The sequence below is a fragment of the Curtobacterium sp. YC1 genome, assembly GCF_016267665.1.
Lineage (GTDB): Bacteria > Actinomycetota > Actinomycetes > Actinomycetales > Microbacteriaceae > Curtobacterium.
In genome coordinates, this window is the sequence record NZ_CP066341.1 from 3,271,127 (window position 1) to 3,294,288 (window position 23,162).

Consider the following 23,162-nt stretch of genomic DNA (forward strand, 5'->3'; position numbering starts at 1 on the left):
GTCACCGTGACCGAGATCGACGGTCGGGTGACTGAGTCGGCCGCGTCAGTCGGTCGCGTGGGTCGGCCGGGCGCGTGACGCAGTCGGCGCCGTGACCCCGCCGGACGCGGGCGCGAGGACCGCCGGCAGCTGCTGCCTGCTCGAGACCCCGAGCTTCTGGAACGCCGCGTACAGGTGGGCGCCCACCGTCCTGGGCGAGACGAACAGGTGCTCACCGATGGCCCGGTTGCTCAGTCCCTGGGCCGCGAGCGTGCAGACGCGCAACTCCTGCGGGGTGAGCAGCTCGATGCTCCGCTGCCCGTCGGTCGGCATGCGCTCGCCCGTGGCACGGAGGGCGTCGCGCGTCCGCTCTTCCCAGGTCGGCGCCGGCATCGACTCGAACAGGTCCAGGGCGGCGTGCAGGACGGCGCGTGCGGTGGCGCTGCGGTTCCCCCGACGCAGGCGGCGACCGAGTCGCAACAGCGCTCGGGCCTGCAGGTACGGGATCGGCCACCGCTCGTGCTGCAGGGTCGCCCACGCCGCCTCGAGCTCGTCGTCCGGGAGCAGCGCGGTCCGCGCGTGGTCGAGGGCGGCGCGCACCATGGGGGCGTGCCAGCGCGCGTGGAGCTGCTCGAGGTCCGCCAGCCGCTGCTCGGCGGCCGTTCGGTTGCCGGACTCCAGGGCTGCGTCGACGTAGTCGTGCGAGGTCAGCACGGCGAAGGACGGGTTGTAGGCGTCGTCGTCGGGGTCGAACAGCCGTCGGAGGGGCTCGAGCGCGTCCGCTGCCCGGCCGGCCAGCAGGTGCGCCGACCCCGTCGCGCCGAGGAGCGTCGCCCGCATCGCACTCGAGCGGAGCACCTGCGCGCCGGCCTCGGTCCCGCCGGCGATCCGCTCGGCGTCGGGGTACTCGCCCTCGAGCGCGTCGAACCACGCGAGTCCACACCGGGCCGCTGCGGAGAACCCCGCGTCGCCGAGGTCCCGGCCGAGCGACGCGGCCTGTTCCGCCAGGACCCGTGCCCTGGCGACGTCGCCGGACAGGTACGTGGTCATCGAGGTCCCCATGAGCGCCTGCGGGAACGTCCGCAGCTCACCGCGCGCCCGCATGCTCGCGAGGGCACGATCGAGCAGGACCCGGGCGGTGTCGATGTCGCCCACCAGGTTCAGCGCGTAGCCGAGGAGCCACGCCGACGCTTCGTCGTGCGCCGCCGGCGCCGCCGCCAGTGCCAGATCCCGCACCCGGTCACCGCGCGCCACCGGCTCGGTCCGGGCTGCGAGCAGGAGCGCCCGCGGGTCGTCCTCGGGCAGCGAGAGGGCCTCGACGACGACGAGCATCGGGTCGCCCGGGTCCGCTTCGGCGGTGTGGTCCCACGCGATCGCGGCGAGGTGCAGCAGTGCGTCGGTGGCGTGCTCGATGCCGCCGGCCGCCTGCATGTCGGACACCGCGTGGAGCGCCGGTCCGAGGTCGCCGACGGCCAGGCCGGTCCGACCGGTGGGCAGCGTCTCGGCGACCCACGCCGCCCGAGCCGCGAGCAGACCGCGCGGTGCCTCGTCGCGGGCGCGCTGCACCAGCAGGGCCGCTTCGGACGTCCTGCCGGACAGTCCGGCGAGCTCTGCCGCCACGATGCGCCGCTCCACCCGTCTCGCCACGTCCGACGTCAGCTCGGCCGCACGCTCGTACGCCCGGCTCGCGACGAACGGGTCGGACATGGCGGTGCGTCCGTCGCCGAGCGCGACGATCTCGTCCGCCAGGGGGTCGTCGTGCCCGGTGGCGAGCTCGGCGCGCCACCAGATCGTCCGCGCCGGGTCGTCCTGGTGCTCGAGCACGAGCGACCGCAGCACCGCCGTGCGTTCCGACGGCGACGTCACGAGCAGGACGGCGGACTGCACGAGCGGGTGCCGGAACCGGATGGCACGCGGTGGGACCCACTCCAGGAGCGACGACGCCGAGGCCTGCTCCGTCCAGTCCGGCGACGGGAACCGGCCGATGGCACGCGCGGCGACCCGGGCGGCCTCCTCGGCACTGGTGCCGCCGGACAGCGCCACGGCGAGGATCGCCAACCGGACGGACTGGTCCAGCTCCGTGTACCGCGCGGCGAACTCCTGCTCGACCCGGCCCACGACGGGGCGTTCCCGGATGCGGTCCACCACGGCAGCCGACCGCCCGAGCTCGTGCAGCGCCAGCGGGTTGCCCTCGGCCCGGAGCACGAGGTCGCGTCGGGCCTGCCCCGTGGGCGCTCCGGAGATGCCGTCGAGCAGTTCGTCGGCAGCCGACTCGTCGAGCGGACCGAGGTGCAGGCGTCGGATCCCCGGCGTCTCGACCATGTCGGTGTCCCGCGTCGTCATGACGATGACGACCGGGTCCTCGCCGACACGACGGGCCATCATGCGGATCGCCCACTCGGACGAGGCGTCCATCCAGTGCAGGTCCTCGGCGACGACCAGGAGCGGACGTCCGGCGGCGGCGTCGGAGAGCAGTGTCAGCGCGGCGAGGCCGGCGAGCAGCGGCGAGGGCTGGATGCCCGTCGCGACACCGAACGCGACGTCCAGGGCACGTCGCTGCGGCGCCGGCAGGTCCACGATGCCGCCCCGCAACGGGTACAGGAGCATGTGGAGCGCGGCGTACGGCTCCGCCGACTCCGCCAGGGTGCCGGTCGTCGTGATCGCTCGAACGTCACGGGTCTTCGCGTACTCGAGCAGATCGGCGACCAGCGACGACTTCCCGATGCCCGCTTCGCCGTCGATCACCAACGCGGAACCACCGCTGGCGACGTCGCGGACCGCATCCCGCAGGGCCGCGCGCTCCCGCTCACGCCCGATGACGGGCTGCACCATCGTCACGTCGTCAGTATGGCAGCGGTCGGCAGCGGTGCCGCCGCCGCCCTGGCCGGGACCGCCGGCCGTCCCGCGGGCCCGCGCTGAGCAGCGGACTGGAGGCGCGGTGCCGGTGAGCCGGTCGACCCACCTGCACCGGGCCTCCCGTCAGGGTCGCTGCGGACGCAGCGATCCGGTGTGGCGGACCGCCCGTCCGCTGCTCCCGCTCGACGCGGGGGAGGCGACGTGTCGGATGATGGGTCGGTGAACCGGACCGATCGTCTCTACGGTCTCGTGGAGGAACTGCGAGCCGTGTCCCCGCGCCCGCGGAGCGCCCGTCGTCTCGCGGAACGCTTCGAGGTGTCCGTGCGGACCATCGAGCGGGATCTCGCCGCGTTGCAGCAGTCGGGTCTGCCGATCTGGGCGGAACCCGGCCGGACCGGTGGGTACGTCATCGACGCCTCAGCGACGCTCGGCCCGGCGGGGTTCACGCTGGATGAAGCCCTCGCGGTGCTGATCGGGCTCGGCGCGCTCCGCCACAGCCCGTTCCGCCAGTCTGCCCAGACCGCCGCCCGGAAGGTGCTCGCGGTCATGCCGGACCGGGACGCCGCACGTGCCAGCGCCTTCGCATCCCGGGTGCACTTCCTGGAGAGTGAAGAGCACACGACCGCACCGGTCGAGTTCGCCGAGGCGCTGCGTGCGGACCGTGTCGTGCAGCTGCGCTACCAGGATGCCGGCGGCGCGGAGTCCAGTCGCGACGTCGAACCGTTGGGGTCGATCGAGAAGGGAGGGCAGTGGTACCTGATCGCCTGGTGCCGGCTCCGACAGGAGGTGCGGGCCTTCCGCGGAGATCGGATGCTCTCGGTCAGCGTCACCGACGAACGGCCTCCGGTGCGCACGCTCCGCGCCGAGGACCTCGCGATCCAGTACGGACGACTCCGGTCCGTCGTCGACGACTGATCAGCAGCCGACGTCTTCGCGAAACACCGACAGGACGGTGTCGCGACGACCGGTGATGCTGATGCTCCCACCTGCACAGCACTCCTGGAGGAAGCCCATGTCGTTCGCATCCATCCGCATCGTCACCGACGACCTCGACGGTCTCGTCGCGTTCTACGAGCGGGTCACCGGCCGGCAGGCCGAGCGCCCCGCCCCGGTCTTCGCGCAGTTCAGCGGCCCCGGCGCGAACCTCGCGATCGCCAGCACCGCGACCGTCACGATGCTGGGCGGCGCGCTCGCTCCCGCGACGAACCGGTCCGTGTTCATCGAGTTCGAGGTCGCTGACGTCGATGCCGCTCTCGCCAGGCTCGAGCCCGAGCGCGAGGACGTCGTCCTCGAACCGACCACGATGCCCTGGGGCAACCGCTCCGCACTGGTCCGTGACCCCGACGGCAACGTCGTCAACCTGTTCAGCACGCCGACCACCGACCGGGCGGAGGGTGCGACTCCGGTGCCAGGGAGGCGATGAACCGTTCTGCGGCTGCATCGACGTCGGCGTCCGCGTCGACGAGCCCTTGCAGCAGCAGGCCGCGCAGGCCGGCGATGGCGATCAGGCTCTGCTGCCTGGCGTCCGTCGGTGCGTACCCGTCACGGATCGCTGCCGCCTCGAGGATGCCCGTCAGCCCGTCGGTGGCGGCCCCGAGATCAGGGAAGGCCTCGCCCTCGTGAACCGCGAGGCCGACCACGTGGAAGAACGCGCGAGCTCGATCGTCGTGCTCCGCGCTGGAGTAGCGGCGCCAGACGGCCCGACACAGGGGACCGAACCCGATCTCCGGGTCGATGGCGGCGATCGCGGCGTTGTCGCGGGCACGCGCCTCCGCCAGGATGGCGGCCAACAGGCCTGCCCGGGAGCCGAAGTGGTAGGTCAGCAACGTGTGGTGCACGTCGAGGCGCTCGGCGATGTACCGGATCGACAGGTTCGGGTTCGGTCCACCGGCTCCGAACTCGTCGAACAGGGCGTCCAGGAGGCGCTGCTTCCCCTGCCCAGCCGGTGCTCTCATGCCACCTCCTCCGACCAGTTCACCAGTGGTGAGTATCATCGCAGACGTCGAACTCACCAGTGGTGAGTTCGACGCAAGGGCCGACCGACGGTTCGGATCGAGGGAGGACGAGGGTCGATGAGCGGGATCCTGCACGGCTGTCTGCCGGACACGGAGTACTTCGAGGTGACGGCGCAGTCGGGGCACCGCTACGCCGTCTGGGTGACGACACCGCCCGGGTACGCGGAGTCCACGGATCCCCTGCCGCTGATCTACGTCGTGGACGGCAACTGGGCCGTCGGCCTGACCGCTCCGCTGATCGTCACCCAGTCGGACCCGTTCTTGTCGGTTGCTCCGTACATCCAGGTGACTGTCGGGTACGCCGGCGCGGAAGCCGCCGACTGGGCACAGGTCCGCAACCGCGACCTCGTCCCGCCCGGCGAGCGTGTCAGCGACGAGATGGTCGCGACGGTGACGGCGGCCCGGCGAGCAGGCAGGATGACCGACGAACAGGCCGACGCGTACCTCGAGGAACTCGAGGACACGCACGCCGACGTCTTCCTGGACTTCCTGACCGCCGAGCTCCATTCACGACTGCGGTCGCAGTACCGGGTCAGCGACACCGGACACGGCCTGTTCGGCTACTCGTACGGCGGCCTCTTCGCGCTCTACGCCTGGTTGCGTTCCGCCGCTCCGTTCGCGACGTTCGGCGCCGGCACTCCCGGGGTCACGATCCCGGACAGTCAGATGTTCGCGATGGTCGATGCCCTCCCGCAGCACACTCCGGACGGGCCGGCACCGCGGCTCCACGTGACGCTGAACGAGGTCGAGGTCCTCGGCGACCTCCCGATCTACCGCGGCATGGCACGGAACGTGCTCTCGATCCTCGACGAGCTGGACCACAAGGGACGAGGACAGGACATCTCACGTGCAATGCTGCACGAGACCCACGTGACGGGGCTGCAGGCGTCGTTCCTGAGCTACCTCACGACGTGCCACTCCAGGAGGCCGTGACCGATGTTCGACCAGGTACCGATGCTGCCCGTGGTGATCCCGCTGAGTGCTGCCTTCTTCCTCGTGCTGCTGTGCATCCTGCACGCACGCCACGGTGTCACCCTGCCGCGCGCGAGCGTGGCCGCGGCCCTGGCGGTCTACGCCGGCGGCATCCTCGCGAACACGGTGTTCCCGATCTACCTCGACTCGCCCGGGTCCGACGAACCACAGCCGCTCCCGCTGAACCTGGTCCCGGTCGTCGGCTACGAGGTACGCGACGCCGTGACCAACGCCCTCGTCTTCCTCCCGCTCGGCATCCTCGTCCCGCTCCTCCTCGCCCGGCCGACCTGGTGGCGCGTCCTCGCGATCACGGCAGGAGCGAGCCTCGGCATCGAGGTGGTCCAGTTCCTGGCCGCAGGCCTCGCCGCGGGTGGCCACATCGCCGACGTCAACGACTGGCTGAGCAACATCGTCGGCGGTCTGGTCGGCTACGGGTGCTTCACACTCGCACGCAGGCAGCCCACGCTCGCAGCGCTGTCGGACCGCTTCCGCTGGCCCTCCCGGGCGCGAGACCACTCCGGCGCACGCTCCCGCGACGCCGCACCGATCCGCTAGCCGATGAGCTCCCGCGACAGGTCGCCAGCGCTGACCGGATCGGATCCGGCCCCGCCTAGGCCGTCCCCGTGGTGACCGTGGTGGAGGCTCCGAGCGTGGCCGTCATCGGCCCGGGCGCCATCGGGACCACGATCGCCGCGCTCCTGCACGAACGCCACATCGCCGTGACGATCGCGGGCCGCTCCCCACGCGGGAGCCTGCAACTCGACACGGATCGGGGTGCGGTGACGGTCCCCGGGCCCGTCCTCACCGACCCGACGCGCAGCACCGCGGCCGCAGACGTCGTGTTCCTCGCGGTGAAGGCGACACAGACCGCCGCGGCCGAACCCTGGCTCACCGCACTCTGTGAGCCGTCGACCGTGGTCTGCGTGCTGCAGAACGGCATCGAGCAGATCGAGACCGTCGCGCCGCTCGTCCCGCGATCGACCGTCGTGCCGGCGATCGTCTGGTTCCCCGCAGAGCGCCGCCCGGACGGCATGGTGCGACTCCGCGGGACACCGCGGCTCACCGTTCCCCGTACCGACGGAGCAGACCGGATCAGGGATCTGCTGCAGCACACGGGTTGCGCGCTCGAGATCGCTGAGGACTTCCGGACGCTCGCCTGGCAGAAGCTGCTGCAGAACGCGGTGGCCGGGCTCATGGCCCTCACGGGGCGACGAGCGGGGATGTTCCACCGCGGTGACGTCGGGGGAGTCGCACTGGCCTACCTCCGCGAATGCCTCGCCGTCGCCCGAGCCGACGGAGCAGACCTCGCCGACGACGAACCGGAACGCCTCCTCGAGAAGTTCCGTGCCTTCCCGTCCGACATGGGCACCTCCATGCTCAGCGACCGCGAGGACGGGAGGCCTCTGGAGTGGGAGGCGCGCAACGGTGTCATCGGGCGCTTGGGGCGTCGGTACGGCATCCCGACGCCCGTCGGCGACGTCGTGGTGCCGCTGCTCGCGGCGGCGAGCGACGGGCCGGGGTAGTCCTGCCACCGGTCGACTACGAGCACGGCGATGGGTTTGACGGCTGATCGATGATCGCGCGTTCGGTAGCCGGTCGGCTGTCGGATACTGATGCAGAGCAACCGAGCGCCACAGTACGATTCCTGTGGCTTGCCCTAGCCGGTCACCCGCCCACAGGGCCCGGCCGAGTCTGGGAGAGGGAGGCAGCCCGTTCGAGCCGGGCCAAGTGTGGGCGCCCGCGGTGCTGGCCACGGTTCTCGTCAGCGATCGGCTACCGGATTGCCACATCTCACTGCCCGTGCGTCGGCCCTGATCGGCTGGAGTTCGTGTGGAGCCGATCCTTCACCGAGACTGGTTGCGGCGAACGATCGACAGGTCCATCGTTCTCCTTCGAGGGCAGCGGAAGGTGCGGCTCACGTGTCGCTCGCTGACGGCGGCTGCCACGTCGGTGCAGTGTCGACCGCGACCGCGATGACGCGCGCGATGTCGCCGAGCTGGTGCGCCTGCTCGGCACTGATGGTGTCGAAGACCAACCGCCGGACCAGGGCCTGGTGTGCGGGCGTCGATCCTGCGACCTTCTCGTGTCCGTCGCCGGTCAGCACCGCGAGCGTGAATCGGCCGTCAGCCGGGTCGACGACACGGCGGACCCATCCCCTCCGCTCGAGTCGCGTGACCGCTCGGGACAGCCGCGACAGTGTCGAACTCGCGTACCCGGCAAGGGTACTCATCCGTAGCGTCCGGTCCGGAGCGGTGTCGAGTGCGGTGAGCACGCCGTGTTCGAAGTGGGAGAGCCCGCTGTCCCGCTGCAGCTGCGCGTCGAGGGCAGCTGGCAACCGTTCGAGCAGCGTCGCCACGGCTGCCCAGACCTCGAGTTGCTCCTCGGTGATCGTCGGTCTCGCCATGTCCCCAAGGTAGCCGGACGTGACTTGCTCAGGCAAGCGACCGGCCGTACAGTGCTTGCTCAAGCAAGTCATTGCGTCGTCCGGCGTGAGAAGACCGAGGAGGAACCGTGGACCTGCAGCTCCGGGACAAGACGGCGTTCATCAGTGGATCGACGCAGGGCATCGGGTACGCGATCGCCTCCGCACTCGCAGCCGAGGGCGCGCGGGTGATCGTGAACGGCCGGGATCGCGCCCGGGTCGACGACGCCGTCGAACGCCTCGGGCGTGAGCACCCCGGTTCCGCCCCCACGGGGATCGTGGCGGACTTCGCCGCCCCTGACGCCGTCACCAGACTGCTCGAGGACCTCGGCCAGGTGGACGTCCTGGTCAACAACGTCGGGCTGTTCGGCCTCGCCGACTTCGAGTCCGTGGCGGACGAGGACTGGGAACGGTACTTCGCGGTGAATGTGATGAGCGGTGTCCGGCTGTCGCGACACCTCCTGGGTGGGATGCTCGAACGAGGCTGGGGCCGCATCGTCTTCATCAGCAGTGAGTCCGGCGTCAACGTGCCGGCGAACATGGTGCACTACGGCGTGACGAAGGCAGCGATGATCGCCCTCGGCAACGGCCTTGCCAAGCGGACGCGCGGCACCGCCGTCACGGTCAACACCGTGCTCGGCGGGCCGACGTACTCGGACGGCGTCGCGTCGACGGTCGACGCGATCGCGGCGGCCAGGTCGTTGCCCGTCGAGACGGTGCAGCGTGCGATCATCGGCGAGAACCAGACCACTCTGCTCGAACGGTTCATCGCGCCGGCCGAGATCGCGGCGCTCGTGACGTACCTCGCGAGCCCCGTGGCGTCCGTGACGAACGGTGCAGCCGTCCGAGCAGACGGCGGGGTGCTCACGGGCCTCCTGTAGGCGCAGCGCGGATTTGCCGACTGCTCGCGCTCTTCATCGGTCTTGCTGAGCCTGCAGTGCCGGCGCAGCATCGGCCACCGCCGCACATTCCTAGCGGTGTCGACTCCGCCGCAGCGGGAGTACCGGGAATCGTGCATCCGCAAGGCAACCGGGTGGTTTGTCGACGCGGACTTCCGCATCGCCGAACGTATGATGCGCCGCATGATCTGACTGCCCCGCCCCTCTCGTCGCCTCAACAGCCGATGGCCTCCCAAGAGGACGAACGGCCGATCCTGCCGGCGGCTCGGCCGTCCGTCACCGAGTTGGGCGGTCGGGTTTACGAGGCCGTTCCCATGCTCCGGTCGGCTTCGCTTCCGCGAAGCAGGGAGGTCACCTCGTGCACCTCCGAGAACCGTCCATCATCTGCAAGGGTGGCGAAGAGGTAGACCTCCTGCACGACGAGCGTCCCGTCCACCTTCGTGGCATGAACTTCATGTCGGTCCGCGTAGGCCGTGCCCTGGACGAGCTCGTCGAGGACTCGCACCTCGGCATGCGCCACGATTCCTCGCAAGTGGGTGATGTGGTCCTCGAACTGCGCACGATCGCTCCACATGCCGTCAGTCTTCTGCCGGTAGTCGTCGGCGAAGTACCGCCCGATCGTCTCATCGACGGAACTGTCTCGGTCGTTGAGGAGCGCTTTCAGCGCTGCCGCGATGTCGGCCATGGTGCATCTCCATTCCGTGCAACTTGCACAGACGGACGGTAGCAGGGATGTGTGCGACTTGCACACGTATGCTCGAGGCATGGACGCAGCAGCAACGATCGCGAACGCCCTCGGCGTGATCCTCACCCGCGGGTTCCGCAGCGGGCTCTACGGAAGCGTCACGCTCGGCGTGGCTCCGGGGCTCACCGAGGCGAACTACCCGATCCTCAGCTCGCTCGCGCGATCCGGCGAACCACGCTCGGCAGCGTCTCTGGCTCCAGACCTCGGCCTCGACCGCTCCGTCGTGAGCCGACGGGCCTCAGAACTGATCCAAGCCGGCCTCGTCGCCCAGCAGCCCAGCCCGCGCGACCGACGCCAAGCCCTTCTCACGCTCACACCGCGGGGCCGCACAGCCATCGACGAAGCTCGCCGCCGCTTGGAGACCGTGATCGCCGACCACACGAGCACCTGGTCCGAGGCTGATCGCGCGGCGCTCGCGACGCTCTTGTCACGCTTCACCGCCACACCGCTGGCGGCGACCGAAACCGGAGATCCCACCCACGAAGGTGTCCGATAGCGGGTCCTCCGGTGGACCCCTGGTCGACGTGGCCCGTCGGTACTGCCGAACAGCGTGTCCACGTCCGTCTTGCAGACACGGTGCGTGGCAGTCGGACAAGTCAGCTGGCGGACGACACGCCTCTTACTGCGGCATGTCCACGAACCGAGAGAACATCCCGTGGAACGCCACGGTGATGGTGTCCGTCGGCCCGTTACGGTGCTTCGCCACGATCAGGTCCGCCTCACCCTGACGCGGGTTGTCCTTCTCGTACGCCGACTCGCGGTGCAGCAGGATCACCATGTCGGCGTCCTGCTCGATCGATCCGGACTCACGCAGGTCGGAGATCTGGGGCTTCTTGTCGGCACGCTGCTCGGGCCCACGGTTCAGCTGCGACAGCGCGATGACCGGCACTTGGAGTTCCTTGGCCATCAGCTTGAGCGCACGCGAGAACTCAGAGACCTCCTGCTGGCGGCTCTCGACCTTCTTGCCCGAGGTCATCAGCTGCAGGTAGTCGATGACCACGAGCTTCAGGTTGTGCTGCTGCTTGAGACGTCGGCACTTGGCCCGGATCTCGACGAGCGTCATGTTGGGGGAGTCATCGATGAAGAACGGGGCGTCGTTGATGCGACCGCGGGTCTGCGCGATGGTGGTCCAGTCGCGGGAGTCGACGGTGCCCTTGCGCATGTTCTGCAGCGGGACGCTGGTCTCGGCGGACAGCAGACGCATCGCGATCTCGGCGCGACCCATCTCGAGCGAGAAGAACGCGGCGGTCTGGTCGTGCTTGATGGCGGCGGCGCGGCACAGGTCGAGCGCGAGCGTCGACTTCCCGAGTGCCGGTCGGGCGGCGACGATGATGAGCTGTCCGGGGTGGAAGCCGTTCGTCAGGCCGTCGAGCTGCGCGAACCCGGTGGGCACCCCCGTCATCTGGCCGTCGCGGCCCTTGGCGGCCTCGATCTCGTCGAGGGCGGCGGAGATGGCGTCGGTCAGGGGGACGTAGTCCTCGGTCTGCACGCCGCCGGCCACGTTGTAGACCTCGGCCTGGGCGCTGTTGACGAGGTCGGTGACCTCACCCTCGCTGGCGTAGCCCATCTGCACGATGCGGGTACCGGCGTCGACCAGGCGACGGAGCACGGCCTTCTCGGCCACGATCCCGGCGTAGTACCCGGCGTTCGCGGCCGTGGGCACCATGCTCGTGACGCTGTGCAGGTACTCGGCGCCGCCGGCTCGTGACAGCAGACCGGTCTTCGTCAGCTCGTCGGTGACGGCGATGACGTCGGTCGGCTCACCGTGCGAGTAGAGCGACAGGATGGCGTCGAAGATGACCTCGTGCTTGGGCACGTAGAAGTCCACGCCCCGAGCCGTCTCGATGACGTCTGCGACGGCGTCCTTCGACAGGAGCATGCCGCCGATGGTCGACTGCTCGGCGAGCATGTCGTGCGGCGGGGTCCGTTCCGTGCCGCGCTCCGCGTAGTCCTGCGGTGCGGGCTCAAGATGTGCGATCGACACACGCTCTCCTCTGTTGACGACGCGGACCAAACCCTGCGGGACGACGCCCACCGACCCGGGTCCGCACCCCGTTCTTACCCCCGGCAACCGACATCCCCGAGTCGCTGGGCCAAGCTACGGCCTCAGAGTTATCCCCAACAAATGCCCCTGTGGATAACTCTGTGGAGAGGCTGCGGAACACGCCGAACCGCAGTGTGGAGAACTGTGGACTGGGTTGGGGATAACAAGCCATGGGAACACAGTTTCGACCGCCTGACCTGGGGTTTCGAGTTTCAGACGGTGTGTGGAAAAGTGGGCTTCAAGTGCGCGTTGAAGGTTCCGATTTGACACGTTTCCACTGTGTAAAACGACTTGACAAGCGCCTCCCCTGTGGGGAGCGTTCTCGGGTCGCTCCCAGCAAGCCGAGGGTGCGGCAGAGCGGTAACCAGCCAGCCCAAGCCGAGCCGCGCCTCCAGTCCGACGCATCGTGAGCAGAAGATGTCGGGTCCGGCCCCGCGAGCCGACCATTCCTGCTCACGAAGCGACCCGAGCCGACCCGACTCCAGCCGACCCGACCCCGCCCGCAGTACCCCACACACGCAACGACGGGCGGGCCTCCCGGAGGAGACCCGCCCGTCGTGGAGCGGAACGTCAGTGCTACTTGGCAGCGACGACCTTGAGCGAGATCACGGCAGTGATGTCCTCGCGCAGACGCACGGTGGCCTCGTGGTCACCGACGGTCTTGATGGTCGCGGGGACCTCGACCTTGCGCTTGTCGAGCGAGCCGACGCCCTGCGCCTGGACGGCGTCAGCGACGTCCGCCGGACGCACGGAGCCGAACAGACGACCGTCCTTGCCGGCCTTGACCGACAGCTGGATGGTGGCGTTCTCGAGCTTCATCTTGAGGTCCTGTGCCTCTTCGATGGTGGCGAGCTCGCGCGCGGTACGCGCGGCACGGATCGACTCGACCTGCTTCTCGCCGCCCTTGGACCACGCGACAGCGAAGCCCTGGGGGATGAGGTAGTTGCGGGCGTAGCCGTTCTTGACGTCGACGACGTCACCGGCGGAACCGAGGCCGGAGACCTCGTGGGTGAGGATGAGCTTCGACATGTGTCGACCTCCGATCAGCGGCCGGAGCCGGCGTAGGGGAGGAGCGCCATCTCACGGGCGTTCTTCACGGCACGGGCGATGAGGCGCTGCTCCTGGACGGAGACGCCGGTGATGCGACGGGCGCGGATCTTTCCACGCTCCGAGATGAACTTGCGAAGGGTCGCGACGTCCTTGTAGTCGATGACGCCGACCTTGATCGACTTCGCGGGAGCGGCGTTCTTGCCGCCCTTGCCGCGAGGCTTCCGGCGATCGCCGGTGCTCTTTCCAGCCATTGTGGTTTTTCCTTAGAAGAAGAGTTGTGTGTCCGTCGGGACGCTGAGGATCAGAACGGAACTCGCAGTTGCCGCTGTCAGGCGGCGCTGCGTGCTCCGATCAGAACGGGGTCTCGTCGTCGAAGTTGCCGCCGGGGGTGCTCCACACGTCGTTCGACTGTGCGTTGCCGCCACCCTGCTGGCCACCCTGCGGGGACCACGGCGCGTCGGACTGACCGCCACCGTTGTTGTTGCCGCCGCCGTTCCAGCCGCCGTTGCCACCGCCGCCGGAGTTGCCTCCGCCGACCTGGCCACGACCGCCGCCGCCACTGCCACCCGCTGCGCGGGTGATCTGTGCGGTGGCGTACCGGAGCGACGGGCCGATCTCGTCGACCTCGAGCTCGATGCTCGTGCGCTGCTGACCCTCACGGTCCTGGTAGGAACGCTGACGCAGACGACCCTGCGCGATGACGCGCGAGCCCTTCGTCAGCGACCCCGCCACGTGCTCGGCGAACTCGCGCCACACACTCGCGCGGAGGAACAGCGCGTCGCCGTCCTTCCACTCGTTCGCCTGACGGTCGAACGTGCGAGGGGTCGACGCGATGGTGAAGTTCGCCACGGCGAGCCCGTTCTGCGTGTAGCGCAGCTCGGGGTCCGCGGTGAGGTTGCCCACCACCGTGATGACGGTTTCGCCGGCCACGGGTTACTCGGCGCTCGCGGTCGCGGTTGCGGACGCGTTGGCGGCCTTGCGGGCCGCACGTGCCTCGTCGCGCTGCTTCTGGGCGGCGACCTGCGCGATGCCCTCTTCGGCGCGGAGGACCTTCGTGCGGAGCACGGCCTCGGAGAGCCCGAGCTGACGGTCCAGCTCGTTGGCGGCCTCGGGGGTCGACGTGAAGTCGACGACGGCGTAGATGCCCTCGGACTTCTTGGCGATCTCGTAGGCCAGGCGGCGACGGCCCCAGACGTCCACGTTGTCCACGGTGCCACCCGCGTTGCGGATCACGGCGAGGAACTTGTCCAGGCTGGGAGCGACGGTGCGCTCGTCGATCTCGGGGTCGAGGATCGCCATCAGTTCGTACTGGTGCATGCGGAACCCACCTCCTCTGGTCTCAGCGGCCCCGGGCAGTTCCCGGGGCAGGAGGGTTGATGCATGTGCCCCGTCAACGCAGGTGCGCGAGGGGCAACCTGGGTAGCCTACCGGACTGCCTGGAGGCGCGCCACCGGCCTGTGGAGAGCGGTCGCGCCCGTCAGGCGGTCGCGTATCAGGCGCTGGTGTCGCCTCGGGCGCTCCACCAGGCGCGCAGGCGCGCCTCGGCCTCGTCGGACCCGAGGGGTCCTTCGTCCATCCGCGCCTCGAGCAGGAACCGGTAGGCCTCGCCCACGGCACGCCCCGGTGGGATGTCGAGGATCCGCATGATGTCGTCGCCGGTCAGGTCCGGCCGGATCGAGTCGAGTTCCTCCTGCTCGGACAGCACCCGGATGCGGTCCTCCAGGTCGTCGTACGCGAACGCCAAGCGGTCGGCCTTCCGCCGGTTCCGCGTGGTCACGTCGGAGCGGGTGAGCTCGTGGAGTCGCTCGAGCTGGTCCCCGGCGTCGCGGACGTAGCGGCGGACGGCCGAGTCGGTCCAGGCGCCCTCGGTGTACCCGAAGAACCGCAGGTGCAGCTCGATCAGGCGGGACACCGCGGCGATCGTGTCGTTGTCGAACCGCAGGGCACGGAGCCGCTTCTTCGCCAGCTTCGAGCCGACCAGGTCGTGGTGGTGGAAGCTGACGGCGCCGCCCGGTTCGAGCTTGCGGGTCGCCGGCTTGCCGATGTCGTGCAGCAGTGCCGCGAGTCGGAGCACGGTGTCCGGGGGATCGCCGGCGTGCCGCTCGGCCTCGTACCCGATGGCCTGCTCGAGCACGGTGAGCGAGTGCTCGTAGACGTCCTTGTGGTGGTGGTGCTCGTCGATCTCCAGGCGCATCTCGGGCAGCTCCGGCAGGAACCGCTCGGCCAGCCCGGTGTCGACGAGCAGCCGGATGCCGGGCACCGGGTCGCTCGTGTTCAGCAGCTTGACGAGTTCGTCGCGCACCCGCTCGGCCGACACGATGTCGATCGACCCGGCGAGCTCCTGCATCGCGGCCCGCACGTCGTCGTCGACCGTGAACCCGAGCTGCGACGTGAACCGTGCCGCTCGCATCATCCGCAGCGGGTCGTCCCGGAAGGACACGAGCGCAGCCTGCGGGGTGCGCAGGCGGGCGGCCAGCAGGTCCTCGACACCGCCGTGCACGTCCACGAGCTCGCGGGCCGGCAGCCGCAGGGCCATGGCGTTCACCGTGAAGTCACGGCGGAGCAGGTCGTCCTCGATGGTGTCGCCGAACGCGACCTCGGGCTTGCGGGTCTCACCGTCGTAGACGTCGCTGCGGTACGTGGTGATCTCGACCTGTTCGCCGGCGATCCGCGCGGCGATGGTGCCGAACTGTCGGCCGACGTCCCAGGTGGCGCTCGCCATCGGGTCCACGATCCGCAGGATCGCGTCGGGACGGGCGTCGGTGGTGAAGTCGAGATCGGTCACGGGCCGGCCGAGGAACGCGTCACGGACGGGTCCGCCGACGAGGGCGAGTTCGTGTCCGGCGTCGGCGAAGGCCCGAGCGAGGAGGGCGACGGGCTCGGTGGCGGCGAGTGCGTCGAGTCGTTCGACGGCCTGGGCAACGGACTGCATGACGGTGCTCATCCTCCCAGATCGAGGCCCCGAGTTCTCCACGAACCCCGCGCGCACGGGACCTGTTCATGGCAGTGCCTCATACACTCGTGCTCGGCCCGAACCGACCCCGTGGCCCGCTCCTCGTATGCAGATGCTCCGCACCACGCTCGCCGCAGCCGCGTCGACCCTCGTCGCGCTCGGCCTGGTCGTCGCGCCCGTCACCACCGACCACGCCTCGGCCGCCACGGTCTCCGTGCCGAAGACGCACGCCGCCGCTCCGGCCGCCGCCGACGAGGGCAAGGCGACCATCGCCATCGCCCCGGCGAACCGCGGGGTCGTGCAGCGCGACCAGGACCTCACCCTGTCGGTGACGGTCACGAACGACACCGACGCCGACCTGCCCGCGGGCACGGCCGAGTTCGACATCTTCCGTTCGGTGAGCACACGAGCCGTCCTGGCGAGCTGGCTCAGCGACACCACCACAACCGGTTACCTCGGTGCCCTGATGGACTCGGTGGACATCCCGGCGATCCCGGCGCACCGTTCGGTGACCATCGACTCGGTCGAGATCGTCTCGGGCAACGTCGCACTCGGCGGGTACTCCACGTTCGGTGCCCGACGCATCGCCGCGGAGTACACGGCGGGGGACGCGTTCGCCGTCGACCGCTCCGCCATCACCTGGTACCCCGACTTCGTGCAGGCACCGGTGAGCGTCTCCGTGGCCATGCCCGTCACCGTGCCGAGGTCGACCGACGGCGTCCTCACGCCCGCGGTGCTGGCCGCCGCGACGTCGATCGACGGCACCCTCACGCAGCAGCTGCGTGCCGCCGAGGACCACAACGTCGCCGTCGCCGTCGACCCCCGGATCATCGCGTCGATCCGGATCCTGGGCGACAACGCGCCGTCGAGCGCGACGGCCTGGCTGCAGCGCCTCGAGTCGCTCCGCAACGAGACCTTCGCGCTGCCCTACGCCGACGCCGACGTCACCGGCCTGCGGCAGGCGGGCGCGGACGGCATCCTGTCGCCGATCTCGCTCGACCAGTCCGTCGATCCCGAGGACTTCCCCGGCGCCGAGACCCCGGCGCCGACCCCGACCGCCACCCCGGGACAGACCACGTCGCCGACCCCGAGTGCCGCGCCGGGCGAGACCCCGGACGACGGCACCGACGAACCGCAGGAGACCCTGCCGACCACCGAGTCGCTGCTCGACTTCCCGTACTCGATGGAGTCCATCGCCTGGCCGACCGAGGGAACGGTGTCCTCTGCCGACCTGCCGGCACTGGCACGCGCGGGGACCGAGACAACGATCGTGTCGAGCGGCAACACCTCGGCCGGACCGGACACCACCATCGCCGCGTCCGAGAAGATCGGCGACGAGCACGTGCTCGTGTCCGACCAGTCGATGTCGTCGCTCCTCCGCACCGCCGCGACCGCCGGCGACCGCCAGACGTACGCGTCGTCGATGTCCGAGCTCACCGCGACCCTCGCCACGGCCGTCCCCACCGAGTCCGCCGCCGGGCCGATCCTGCTGACGCTCGGGCGGGAGTGGCCGTCCGACTCGACCCGCCTCGGCCAGGCCCTCGACGCCCTCGAGAACACGGCGTGGGTCGCCCCCGCCGACCTCTCCGTCGCCTCGGACGCGGTCGCCGGCTCGCTCACGCTCAGCAGTGCCTCCACCGGGAAGGCCCGCATCGACGACCTCCGCCGCCTGGTGCGGGGGGAGCAGGGGCTCGCGGCCTTCGCCACCGTCCTCGACACACCCGCCGAGATCACCGCTCCGGCTCGACTCCGCCTGCTGGCACTCGCGTCGAACGCCTGGCGTGACGACCCGCAGGGGCTCGGGTCCGCCATCGAGGCGCGCACCGCCGCATGGGCGAAGAGCACGACCGAGGTCGGCATCGTCGACTCGAGCAGCCTGACCCTGCTCGGCGACCAGTCCGCCCTGCCGGTCTCCATCCGGAACAGCTCCGCCCACCCGGTCACCGTGCGCCTGTCGGTGCGACCGTCCAACTCCGCGCTCCGGGTCGTCCGGAACGACATCGTCGTCGAGATCCAGCCCGACTCCTCCACCCGCACGACCGTCCCCGTGCAGTCGGTGGCGAACGGCACGGTCCAGCTCACCATGTCGCTGTCGAGCCCGACCGGCGTCACGATCTCCGACCCCGCGACGGTCGAGCTCAACGTGCAGGCGCAGTGGGAGACGCTGATCACGGCGGCCGCGGCGATCGCCCTGATCGGCATCTTCGGCTTCGGCATCTTCCGCAGCATCCGCAAGCGCGCCCGACGTCGCAACGGCGAGGTCGACGACGACGACGAGGACCCGAACCGCCCCCTGGCGGTCCAGCCCACGGTCGGAGGCACCCCGGCGCCCACAGAGCGGCCTGGAGGCTCGGATCACCCCGCCGCCGCCTCCACCGTCCCGGACGTGGCCGGGTCCGGCACCGGCGCAGCCGGTGTCGCCGGCGTCGGAGCGGGTCTGAGCGACGCGAGCCCGGCCTCGGCCGCGGTCGCAGCACCGGGCGGCGACCCCCTGCAGGACGCCATCGCTCGTGCCGGGGCCGAACCGCGCCTCCCGTCCGACACCGCACGCAACACCGTCGCGGACGACCGTGACCCCGAGGAGCCGACCATCAGCAGCAGCCAGCCCCAGCCCGACGTCGACGCCGAGCAGGGCGCCGAGCGCAACCTGGGCCGCGCGAGCGCGATGCTCGCCGCGGGCACGATGGTGAGCCGCATCCTCGGCTTCGCGAAGACCTTCGTGCTCGCCTACGCGATCGGGCAGAACGCGAGCCCCTCGGCGAACGCCTTCGCGGTCGCCAACCAGCTGCCGAACAACATCTACGCGCTGATCGCCGGGGGTCTGCTGTCTGCGGTGCTCATCCCGCAGATCGTCCGCGCGATGAAGAACGGGACCGACGGCGGGCAGTCCTACGTCAACAAGATCGTGACGCTCGGTGGCTCGGTGTTCATCGTCATCGCGGTCGTCGCGACGGCGATCGCGCCGCTGCTCGTGCGCTTCTACACGTCCTCCTCGTCGGACGCCGGTCCGGCAGCCACCGACCTCGCGGTCGCCTTCGCCTTCTGGTGCCTGCCGCAGATCCTCTTCTATGCGATGTACTCCCTGCTCGGCGAGGTCCTCAACGCCAAGCAGGTGTTCGGGCCGTTCACGTGGGCGCCGTTGCTCAACAACGTCATCGCGATCGCCGGGCTCGTGGTCTTCATCGCCTTGTACGGCGGCAGCGGCAGCCAGCTCGACGAGTGGACACCGGCGAAGATCGCCCTGCTCGCCGGCAGCGCCTCGCTCGGGGTGTTCGCCCAGGCGGCGTTCCTGCCCTTCTTCTGGAAGCGCGCCGGACTGACGTTCCGACCGGACTTCCGGTGGCGCGGTGTCGGTCTGAAGTCGACGGGCACGGCGGCCGGCTGGCTCTTCGCGATGATCCTCGTGACGCAGCTCGCGGGGGTCGTGCAGTCGGCCGTGGCGTGGAAGGGGCAGGACGACGGGCCCGGCAACGCCGTGCTCGGCAACGCGTGGCTCATCTTCATGCTCCCGCACTCGATCATCGCGGTCTCGATCGCCACGGCCTACTTCACGCGCATGAGTCATGACGCCGAACGTGGTGACCTGGACGCAGTACGCCGCAACCTCTCGCTGTCGCTCCGCATCATCGGGCTCTTCACGGTCTTCGCCTCCGTCGCCCTGGTCGTCGTCGCGGTGCCGTTCGGTCGCCTGTACGAGGGCACGTTCGAGAGCGCGCTGCAGGTCGGCGCCGTCCTCGTCGCGTACATGCCGGGGCTCGTGCTGTTCAGCATGCTGTTCGTGATCCAGCGGGTGTTCTGGGCCATGCACGACCACCGCACGCCGTTCCTGATGCAGTGCGTCCAGTCGGTGCTGTTCGTGGTCGGTGCCCTCGCCGTGTCGACCTTCCCGACCTCGGTGATCGGCATCGGTGTCGCGGCGTGCACGACGATCGCCGGGACTGCCCAGACGATCGTGGCGCTCGTCCTCGTGCGTCGGAAGCTCGGCAGCATCGAGGGTCCGGTCGTCACGCGGTCCCACGTGCAGTTCGTCATCGCCGCGCTGATCGCCGGCGTCGCCGGGCTCCTCGTCGTCAACTTCTTCGGGGCGTTCTCCGAGGCCGGGTTCGCGATGTCCGACCGCACGGGTGCCCTCATCACCATCGTCCTGACCGGCGCGGTGATGGCCCTGGTGTACTTCGGGGCGCTCGTCGTCGCGAAGAACGGCGAGATCGGCAACGCGGTCACCCTGCTCCGGAACAAGCTCGGCCGCTGAACGACGCCGATCACCGCACGCACGGGCCGCGTGGAATGCCGCGTCGCTACGATGGGTTGACCCGGTCAGACGCAACGGAAGGGCACTCAGGCATGCGCCAGCTCATCATCATCGGTTCCGGCCCGGCCGGGTTCACCGCCGGCATCTACGCCGCGCGCGCGGAGCTCAAGCCGCTCATCGTCGCATCCAGCGTCGAGACGGGCGGTGAACTCACCAAGACGACCGAGGTCGAGAACTTCCCCGGCTTCCCCGAGGGCATCCAGGGCCCCGACCTCATGATCAAGATGCAGGAGCAGGCCGAGAAGTTCGGCGCCGAGGTCCTGTACGACGACGCCGTCTCGGTCGACCTGACGGGCAAGATCAAGAAGGTCACCGTCGGCTCCGGCGAGACCTACGAAGCCCTCGCGGTCATCTACGCGACGGGTTCGGCCTACCGGCACCTCGGCCTCGCCGACGAAGAGCGCCTGTCCGGTCACGGCGTCTCGTGGTGCGCGACCTGCGACGGGTTCTTCTTCCGCCAGAAGAACATCGCCGTCGTCGGCGGTGGCGACTCCGCGATGGAGGAGGCGACGTTCCTCACCCGCTTCGCCGACAAGGTGACGGTCATCCACCGCAAGGACAGCCTGCGTGCGTCGAAGATCATGCAGGACCGCGCGATGAACGACCCGAAGATCGAGTTCGCGTGGAACAAGGAGGTCACCGGCATCACGGGTGACTCCGCGGTCGAGGGTGTCAGCCTGCGGGACACGGTCACGGGTGAGGAGTCGGAGCTCGCGCTCGACGGCCTGTTCATCGCGATCGGCAACGACCCGCGCACGCACCTGATCCACGGTCAGATCGACATCGCGCCCGAGGGCACCATCGCGGTGCAGGGCCGCTCGTCGAAGACCAACCTGCCCGGTGTCTTCGCCGCGGGCGACGTCATCGACCCGACCTACCGCCAGGCCATCACGGCGGCCGGCTCCGGCACGGTCGCGGCGCTCGACGCCGAGAAGTACCTCGCCGAGCTCGAGGACTCGCTGACCGACGAGGCAGAGGGTGTCGGCCCGACCGAGCCCGCCATCCTCGACGTCACCTCGGCGCACGCCTGACCCACGGAATACCACGACGGCCTCGCCGTTGTACCCCCTGAACGACTTCTCGAAGGAGCACACATGTCCAACGCCAAGGCTGTCACCGACGCCACCTTCTCGGACGAGGTCCTCAAGTCCGACAAGACGATCCTGGTCGACTTCTGGGCTGAGTGGTGTGGCCCGTGCCGCGCGGTCTCGCCGATCCTCGACCAGATCGCCGAAGAGCACGCCGGCAAGATCGAGATCGTCAAGCTCAACGTCGACGACAACCCTCAGTCGGCCATGAACTACCAGATCACGTCGATCCCGGCGATGAAGGTCTTCAAGGGCGGCGAGGTCGTCAAGACCGTCATCGGCGCCAAGCCGAAGCCCGCGCTCGAGGCCGACCTCGCCGAGTTCCTCGCGTAGGTCTCCCACACGAACGGCCCCGCTCTCCACGGAGAGCGGGGCCGTCGTCGTTCCGGGCCACGCGTTCGCGATCGGCCCCGTCGCGGAGCCGTGGTTCCCGAGGTCGATGTCGTAGTGTGGCGGGAATGTCCCACTGAACGGAGCACTCGATGACGAACGGCAACAGCCTCGACCCCTGGTACGACTCCTACGCCCAGCGCACCGCCGGGCTGAGCGCCTCCGAGGTCCGAGCCCTGTTCGCCGTCGCCTCGCGCCCCGAGGTGGTCTCCCTGGCCGGCGGGATGCCGTTCGTGTCCGCGCTCCCCAGAGAGCTCGTCACGGGCTCTCTGGACCGTGTCATGCACGAGGACGCCGCCATGGCGCTGCAGTACGGCGGGGGACAGGGCCTGCGGTCGCTCCGTGAGCACATCGTGGACGTCATGAGCCTGGAGGGCATCCGCGCGAGCGCCGAGGACGTCGTCGTGACGACCGGCTCGCAGCACGCCCTCGACCTCGTCACGCGGCTCTTCATCGACCCGGGTGACGTGGTGCTGGCCGAGTCGCCGTCCTACGTCGGCGCCATCGGTGTGTTCCGCTCGTACCAGGCGGAGACGGTGCACGTCGCGACCGACGAGCACGGGCTCGTCCCCGACGCGCTGCGCGAGGCGATCGCGAACCTGCGTGCCCAAGGCAAGCGGATGAAGTTCCTCTACACGATCCCGAACTTCCACAACCCGGCCGGCGTCACGATGAGCCGGGAGCGCCGCATCGAGGTGCTCGACATCTGCCGCTCCAACAACATCCTGGTGCTCGAGGACAACCCGTACGGGCTCCTCTGGTTCGACGAGCCGGCGCCGCAGGCGATCCGCTCCATCGACGAGGAGGGCGTGGTGTACCTCGGCTCCTTCTCGAAGACGCTCGCGCCGGGGTTCCGCGTCGGCTGGGCGCTGGCACCCCACGCCATCCGCGAGAAGCTGGTCCTGGCGAACGAGTCGGCGGTCCTCGCCCCGAACTCGTTCGGTCAGTACGTCGTCAACAACTACCTGGACGCCGCCGACTGGAAGGGCCAGGTCGACACGTTCCGCGGCATCTACGCCGAGCGCCGCGACGCGATGCTGTCCGCGCTCGGGGAGTTCCTGCCGGACCTGTCGTGGACGAAGCCGAACGGCGGGTTCTTCGTCTGGCTCACGCTGCCGGAGTCCCTCGACTCGAAGGGCATGCTGCCGCGCGCCGTCAAGGAGCTCGTCGCCTACACCCCGGGCACGGCCTTCTACGCCGACGGTCGCGGTGGCGGGAACATCCGGCTGTCGTTCTGCTACCCGACGCCGGAGCAGATCCGGATCGGCGTCAAGCGACTCGCGAACGTGGTCAACGACGAGCTGGAACTCATCGAGACCTTCGGCCCGGCGACCCGCCCCACCGCCGTCACCGAGTCCTCCTCGGTCAGCGCGCCGCCGCCGAACATCTCCTGACCAGCGCTTTTCCGCTGCGCGGGCCGCGCAGCACCGTACCTGC

General features: G+C 69.9%; 21 protein-coding genes. 11 read left to right on the plus strand and 10 right to left on the minus strand.

Going from position 1 to position 23,162, the window contains the following annotated elements; all coding sequences use genetic code 11:
- Positions 1-45: 45 nt before the first annotated feature.
- The gene (locus I8920_RS15540) at positions 46-2,811 is read right to left on the minus strand and encodes an AAA family ATPase (protein WP_232832899.1); all 2,766 of its coding nucleotides are present in this window, start codon (positions 2,809-2,811) and stop codon (positions 46-48) included.
- A gap of 243 nt (positions 2,812-3,054) precedes the next feature.
- Between I8920_RS15540 and I8920_RS15545 the strand changes: the two genes are divergently transcribed.
- Together I8920_RS15545 and I8920_RS15550 are read left to right on the plus strand one after the other, a co-directional pair.
- Positions 3,055-3,750 carry a helix-turn-helix transcriptional regulator gene (locus I8920_RS15545; RefSeq protein ID WP_198657159.1) on the plus strand — a complete coding sequence of 232 codons (696 nt, stop codon included), beginning with the start codon at positions 3,055-3,057 and terminating at the stop codon, positions 3,748-3,750.
- A 97-nt stretch (positions 3,751-3,847) separates the two neighbouring features.
- Positions 3,848-4,258: a VOC family protein gene (locus I8920_RS15550; RefSeq protein ID WP_198657160.1), complete on the plus strand. Its 411-nt coding sequence runs from the start codon at positions 3,848-3,850 to the stop codon at positions 4,256-4,258.
- Here the strand turns inward: I8920_RS15550 and I8920_RS15555 are convergent.
- Entirely contained in the window at positions 4,200-4,790 is a 591-nt protein-coding gene (locus I8920_RS15555) for a TetR/AcrR family transcriptional regulator (protein WP_198657161.1), read from the minus strand. The two genes, I8920_RS15550 and I8920_RS15555, sit on opposite strands and share 59 nt — an antisense overlap.
- A gap of 117 nt (positions 4,791-4,907) precedes the next feature.
- Here I8920_RS15555 and I8920_RS15560 point away from each other — a divergent pair, with 117 nt between their 5' ends.
- From I8920_RS15560 to I8920_RS15570, 3 genes are all read left to right on the plus strand, one after another.
- Positions 4,908-5,783, plus strand: coding sequence for an alpha/beta hydrolase (locus I8920_RS15560; RefSeq protein ID WP_198657162.1), 876 nt, complete (start codon positions 4,908-4,910; stop codon positions 5,781-5,783).
- Positions 5,784-5,786: 3 nt separating this feature from the next.
- Positions 5,787-6,377 (plus strand): VanZ family protein, encoded by a 591-nt coding sequence (locus tag I8920_RS15565; protein ID WP_232832764.1) that lies wholly within the window; start codon positions 5,787-5,789, stop codon positions 6,375-6,377.
- A gap of 95 nt (positions 6,378-6,472) precedes the next feature.
- On the plus strand, positions 6,473-7,345 hold the full coding sequence (locus I8920_RS15570) for an oxidoreductase (protein ID WP_232832765.1): 873 nt from the start codon (positions 6,473-6,475) through the stop codon (positions 7,343-7,345).
- A 392-nt stretch (positions 7,346-7,737) separates the two neighbouring features.
- On the opposite strand, the gene I8920_RS15575 is transcribed toward I8920_RS15570, so the two are convergent.
- Complete coding sequence (locus I8920_RS15575) at positions 7,738-8,226, minus strand: MarR family winged helix-turn-helix transcriptional regulator (protein WP_198657163.1); 489 nt, start codon at positions 8,224-8,226, stop codon at positions 7,738-7,740.
- A 107-nt stretch (positions 8,227-8,333) separates the two neighbouring features.
- Between I8920_RS15575 and I8920_RS15580 the strand changes: the two genes are divergently transcribed.
- A complete protein-coding gene (locus tag I8920_RS15580) occupies positions 8,334-9,125 on the plus strand; it encodes an SDR family NAD(P)-dependent oxidoreductase (RefSeq protein WP_198657164.1) in 792 nt (263 codons plus the stop codon).
- Between the two features lie 316 nt (positions 9,126-9,441).
- On the opposite strand, the gene I8920_RS15585 is transcribed toward I8920_RS15580, so the two are convergent.
- Complete coding sequence (locus I8920_RS15585; protein ID WP_198657165.1) at positions 9,442-9,828, minus strand: hypothetical protein; 387 nt, start codon at positions 9,826-9,828, stop codon at positions 9,442-9,444.
- 79 nt (positions 9,829-9,907) lie between these two features.
- Here I8920_RS15585 and I8920_RS15590 point away from each other — a divergent pair, with 79 nt between their 5' ends.
- Positions 9,908-10,384, plus strand: coding sequence for a MarR family winged helix-turn-helix transcriptional regulator (locus I8920_RS15590; RefSeq protein ID WP_198657166.1), 477 nt, complete (start codon positions 9,908-9,910; stop codon positions 10,382-10,384).
- Between the two features lie 123 nt (positions 10,385-10,507).
- Here I8920_RS15590 and dnaB read toward each other — a convergent pair whose 3' ends face one another.
- The 6 genes from dnaB to I8920_RS15620 form a co-directional block, all read right to left on the minus strand.
- Positions 10,508-11,872, minus strand: a complete 1,365-nt coding sequence (dnaB, locus tag I8920_RS15595) for a replicative DNA helicase (RefSeq protein WP_198657167.1) — start codon at positions 11,870-11,872, stop codon at positions 10,508-10,510.
- Positions 11,873-12,508: 636 nt separating this feature from the next.
- Positions 12,509-12,961 carry a 50S ribosomal protein L9 gene (gene rplI, locus I8920_RS15600; protein ID WP_198657168.1) on the minus strand — a complete coding sequence of 151 codons (453 nt, stop codon included), beginning with the start codon at positions 12,959-12,961 and terminating at the stop codon, positions 12,509-12,511.
- 14 nt (positions 12,962-12,975) lie between these two features.
- Positions 12,976-13,233, minus strand: a complete 258-nt coding sequence (rpsR, locus tag I8920_RS15605) for a 30S ribosomal protein S18 (protein ID WP_017887834.1) — start codon at positions 13,231-13,233, stop codon at positions 12,976-12,978.
- A 100-nt stretch (positions 13,234-13,333) separates the two neighbouring features.
- Complete coding sequence (locus I8920_RS15610; protein WP_198657169.1) at positions 13,334-13,912, minus strand: single-stranded DNA-binding protein; 579 nt, start codon at positions 13,910-13,912, stop codon at positions 13,334-13,336.
- 3 nt (positions 13,913-13,915) lie between these two features.
- On the minus strand, positions 13,916-14,299 hold the full coding sequence (gene rpsF / locus I8920_RS15615) for a 30S ribosomal protein S6 (RefSeq protein ID WP_198657170.1): 384 nt from the start codon (positions 14,297-14,299) through the stop codon (positions 13,916-13,918).
- 175 nt (positions 14,300-14,474) lie between these two features.
- On the minus strand, positions 14,475-15,914 hold the full coding sequence (locus tag I8920_RS15620; RefSeq protein WP_198657171.1) for a CCA tRNA nucleotidyltransferase: 1,440 nt from the start codon (positions 15,912-15,914) through the stop codon (positions 14,475-14,477).
- A 127-nt stretch (positions 15,915-16,041) separates the two neighbouring features.
- Here I8920_RS15620 and I8920_RS16230 point away from each other — a divergent pair, with 127 nt between their 5' ends.
- From I8920_RS16230 to I8920_RS15640, 4 genes are all read left to right on the plus strand, one after another.
- Positions 16,042-20,187, plus strand: a complete 4,146-nt coding sequence (locus tag I8920_RS16230) for a DUF6049 family protein (RefSeq protein ID WP_232832766.1) — start codon at positions 16,042-16,044, stop codon at positions 20,185-20,187.
- A gap of 92 nt (positions 20,188-20,279) precedes the next feature.
- Complete coding sequence (gene trxB, locus I8920_RS15630; protein WP_198657172.1) at positions 20,280-21,278, plus strand: thioredoxin-disulfide reductase; 999 nt, start codon at positions 20,280-20,282, stop codon at positions 21,276-21,278.
- Between the two features lie 63 nt (positions 21,279-21,341).
- Positions 21,342-21,668, plus strand: coding sequence for a thioredoxin (trxA, locus tag I8920_RS15635; RefSeq protein WP_017887828.1), 327 nt, complete (start codon positions 21,342-21,344; stop codon positions 21,666-21,668).
- Positions 21,669-21,817: 149 nt separating this feature from the next.
- Positions 21,818-23,119 carry an aminotransferase-like domain-containing protein gene (locus tag I8920_RS15640; protein ID WP_198657173.1) on the plus strand — a complete coding sequence of 434 codons (1,302 nt, stop codon included), beginning with the start codon at positions 21,818-21,820 and terminating at the stop codon, positions 23,117-23,119.
- Positions 23,120-23,162: the final 43 nt, after the last annotated feature.

Coding starts and splice junctions, on each gene's coding strand:
- I8920_RS15585 (WP_198657165.1), bottom strand. CDS start 9,828: ATGGCCGACATCGCGGCAGCGCTGAAAGCGCTCCTCAACGACCGAGAC.
- I8920_RS15550 (WP_198657160.1), top strand. CDS start 3,848: ATGTCGTTCGCATCCATCCGCATCGTCACCGACGACCTCGACGGTCTC.
- I8920_RS15620 (WP_198657171.1), bottom strand. CDS start 15,914: ATGCAGTCCGTTGCCCAGGCCGTCGAACGACTCGACGCACTCGCCGCC.
- rplI (WP_198657168.1), bottom strand. CDS start 12,961: ATGTCGAAGCTCATCCTCACCCACGAGGTCTCCGGCCTCGGTTCCGCC.
- rpsR (WP_017887834.1), bottom strand. CDS start 13,233: ATGGCTGGAAAGAGCACCGGCGATCGCCGGAAGCCTCGCGGCAAGGGC.
- trxB (WP_198657172.1), top strand. CDS start 20,280: ATGCGCCAGCTCATCATCATCGGTTCCGGCCCGGCCGGGTTCACCGCC.
- I8920_RS15540 (WP_232832899.1), bottom strand. CDS start 2,811: ATGGTGCAGCCCGTCATCGGGCGTGAGCGGGAGCGCGCGGCCCTGCGG.
- I8920_RS15560 (WP_198657162.1), top strand. CDS start 4,908: ATGAGCGGGATCCTGCACGGCTGTCTGCCGGACACGGAGTACTTCGAG.
- I8920_RS15555 (WP_198657161.1), bottom strand. CDS start 4,790: ATGAGAGCACCGGCTGGGCAGGGGAAGCAGCGCCTCCTGGACGCCCTG.
- I8920_RS15640 (WP_198657173.1), top strand. CDS start 21,818: ATGACGAACGGCAACAGCCTCGACCCCTGGTACGACTCCTACGCCCAG.
- I8920_RS15590 (WP_198657166.1), top strand. CDS start 9,908: ATGGACGCAGCAGCAACGATCGCGAACGCCCTCGGCGTGATCCTCACC.
- rpsF (WP_198657170.1), bottom strand. CDS start 14,299: ATGCACCAGTACGAACTGATGGCGATCCTCGACCCCGAGATCGACGAG.
- I8920_RS16230 (WP_232832766.1), top strand. CDS start 16,042: ATGCAGATGCTCCGCACCACGCTCGCCGCAGCCGCGTCGACCCTCGTC.
- I8920_RS15575 (WP_198657163.1), bottom strand. CDS start 8,226: ATGGCGAGACCGACGATCACCGAGGAGCAACTCGAGGTCTGGGCAGCC.
- trxA (WP_017887828.1), top strand. CDS start 21,342: ATGTCCAACGCCAAGGCTGTCACCGACGCCACCTTCTCGGACGAGGTC.
- I8920_RS15565 (WP_232832764.1), top strand. CDS start 5,787: ATGTTCGACCAGGTACCGATGCTGCCCGTGGTGATCCCGCTGAGTGCT.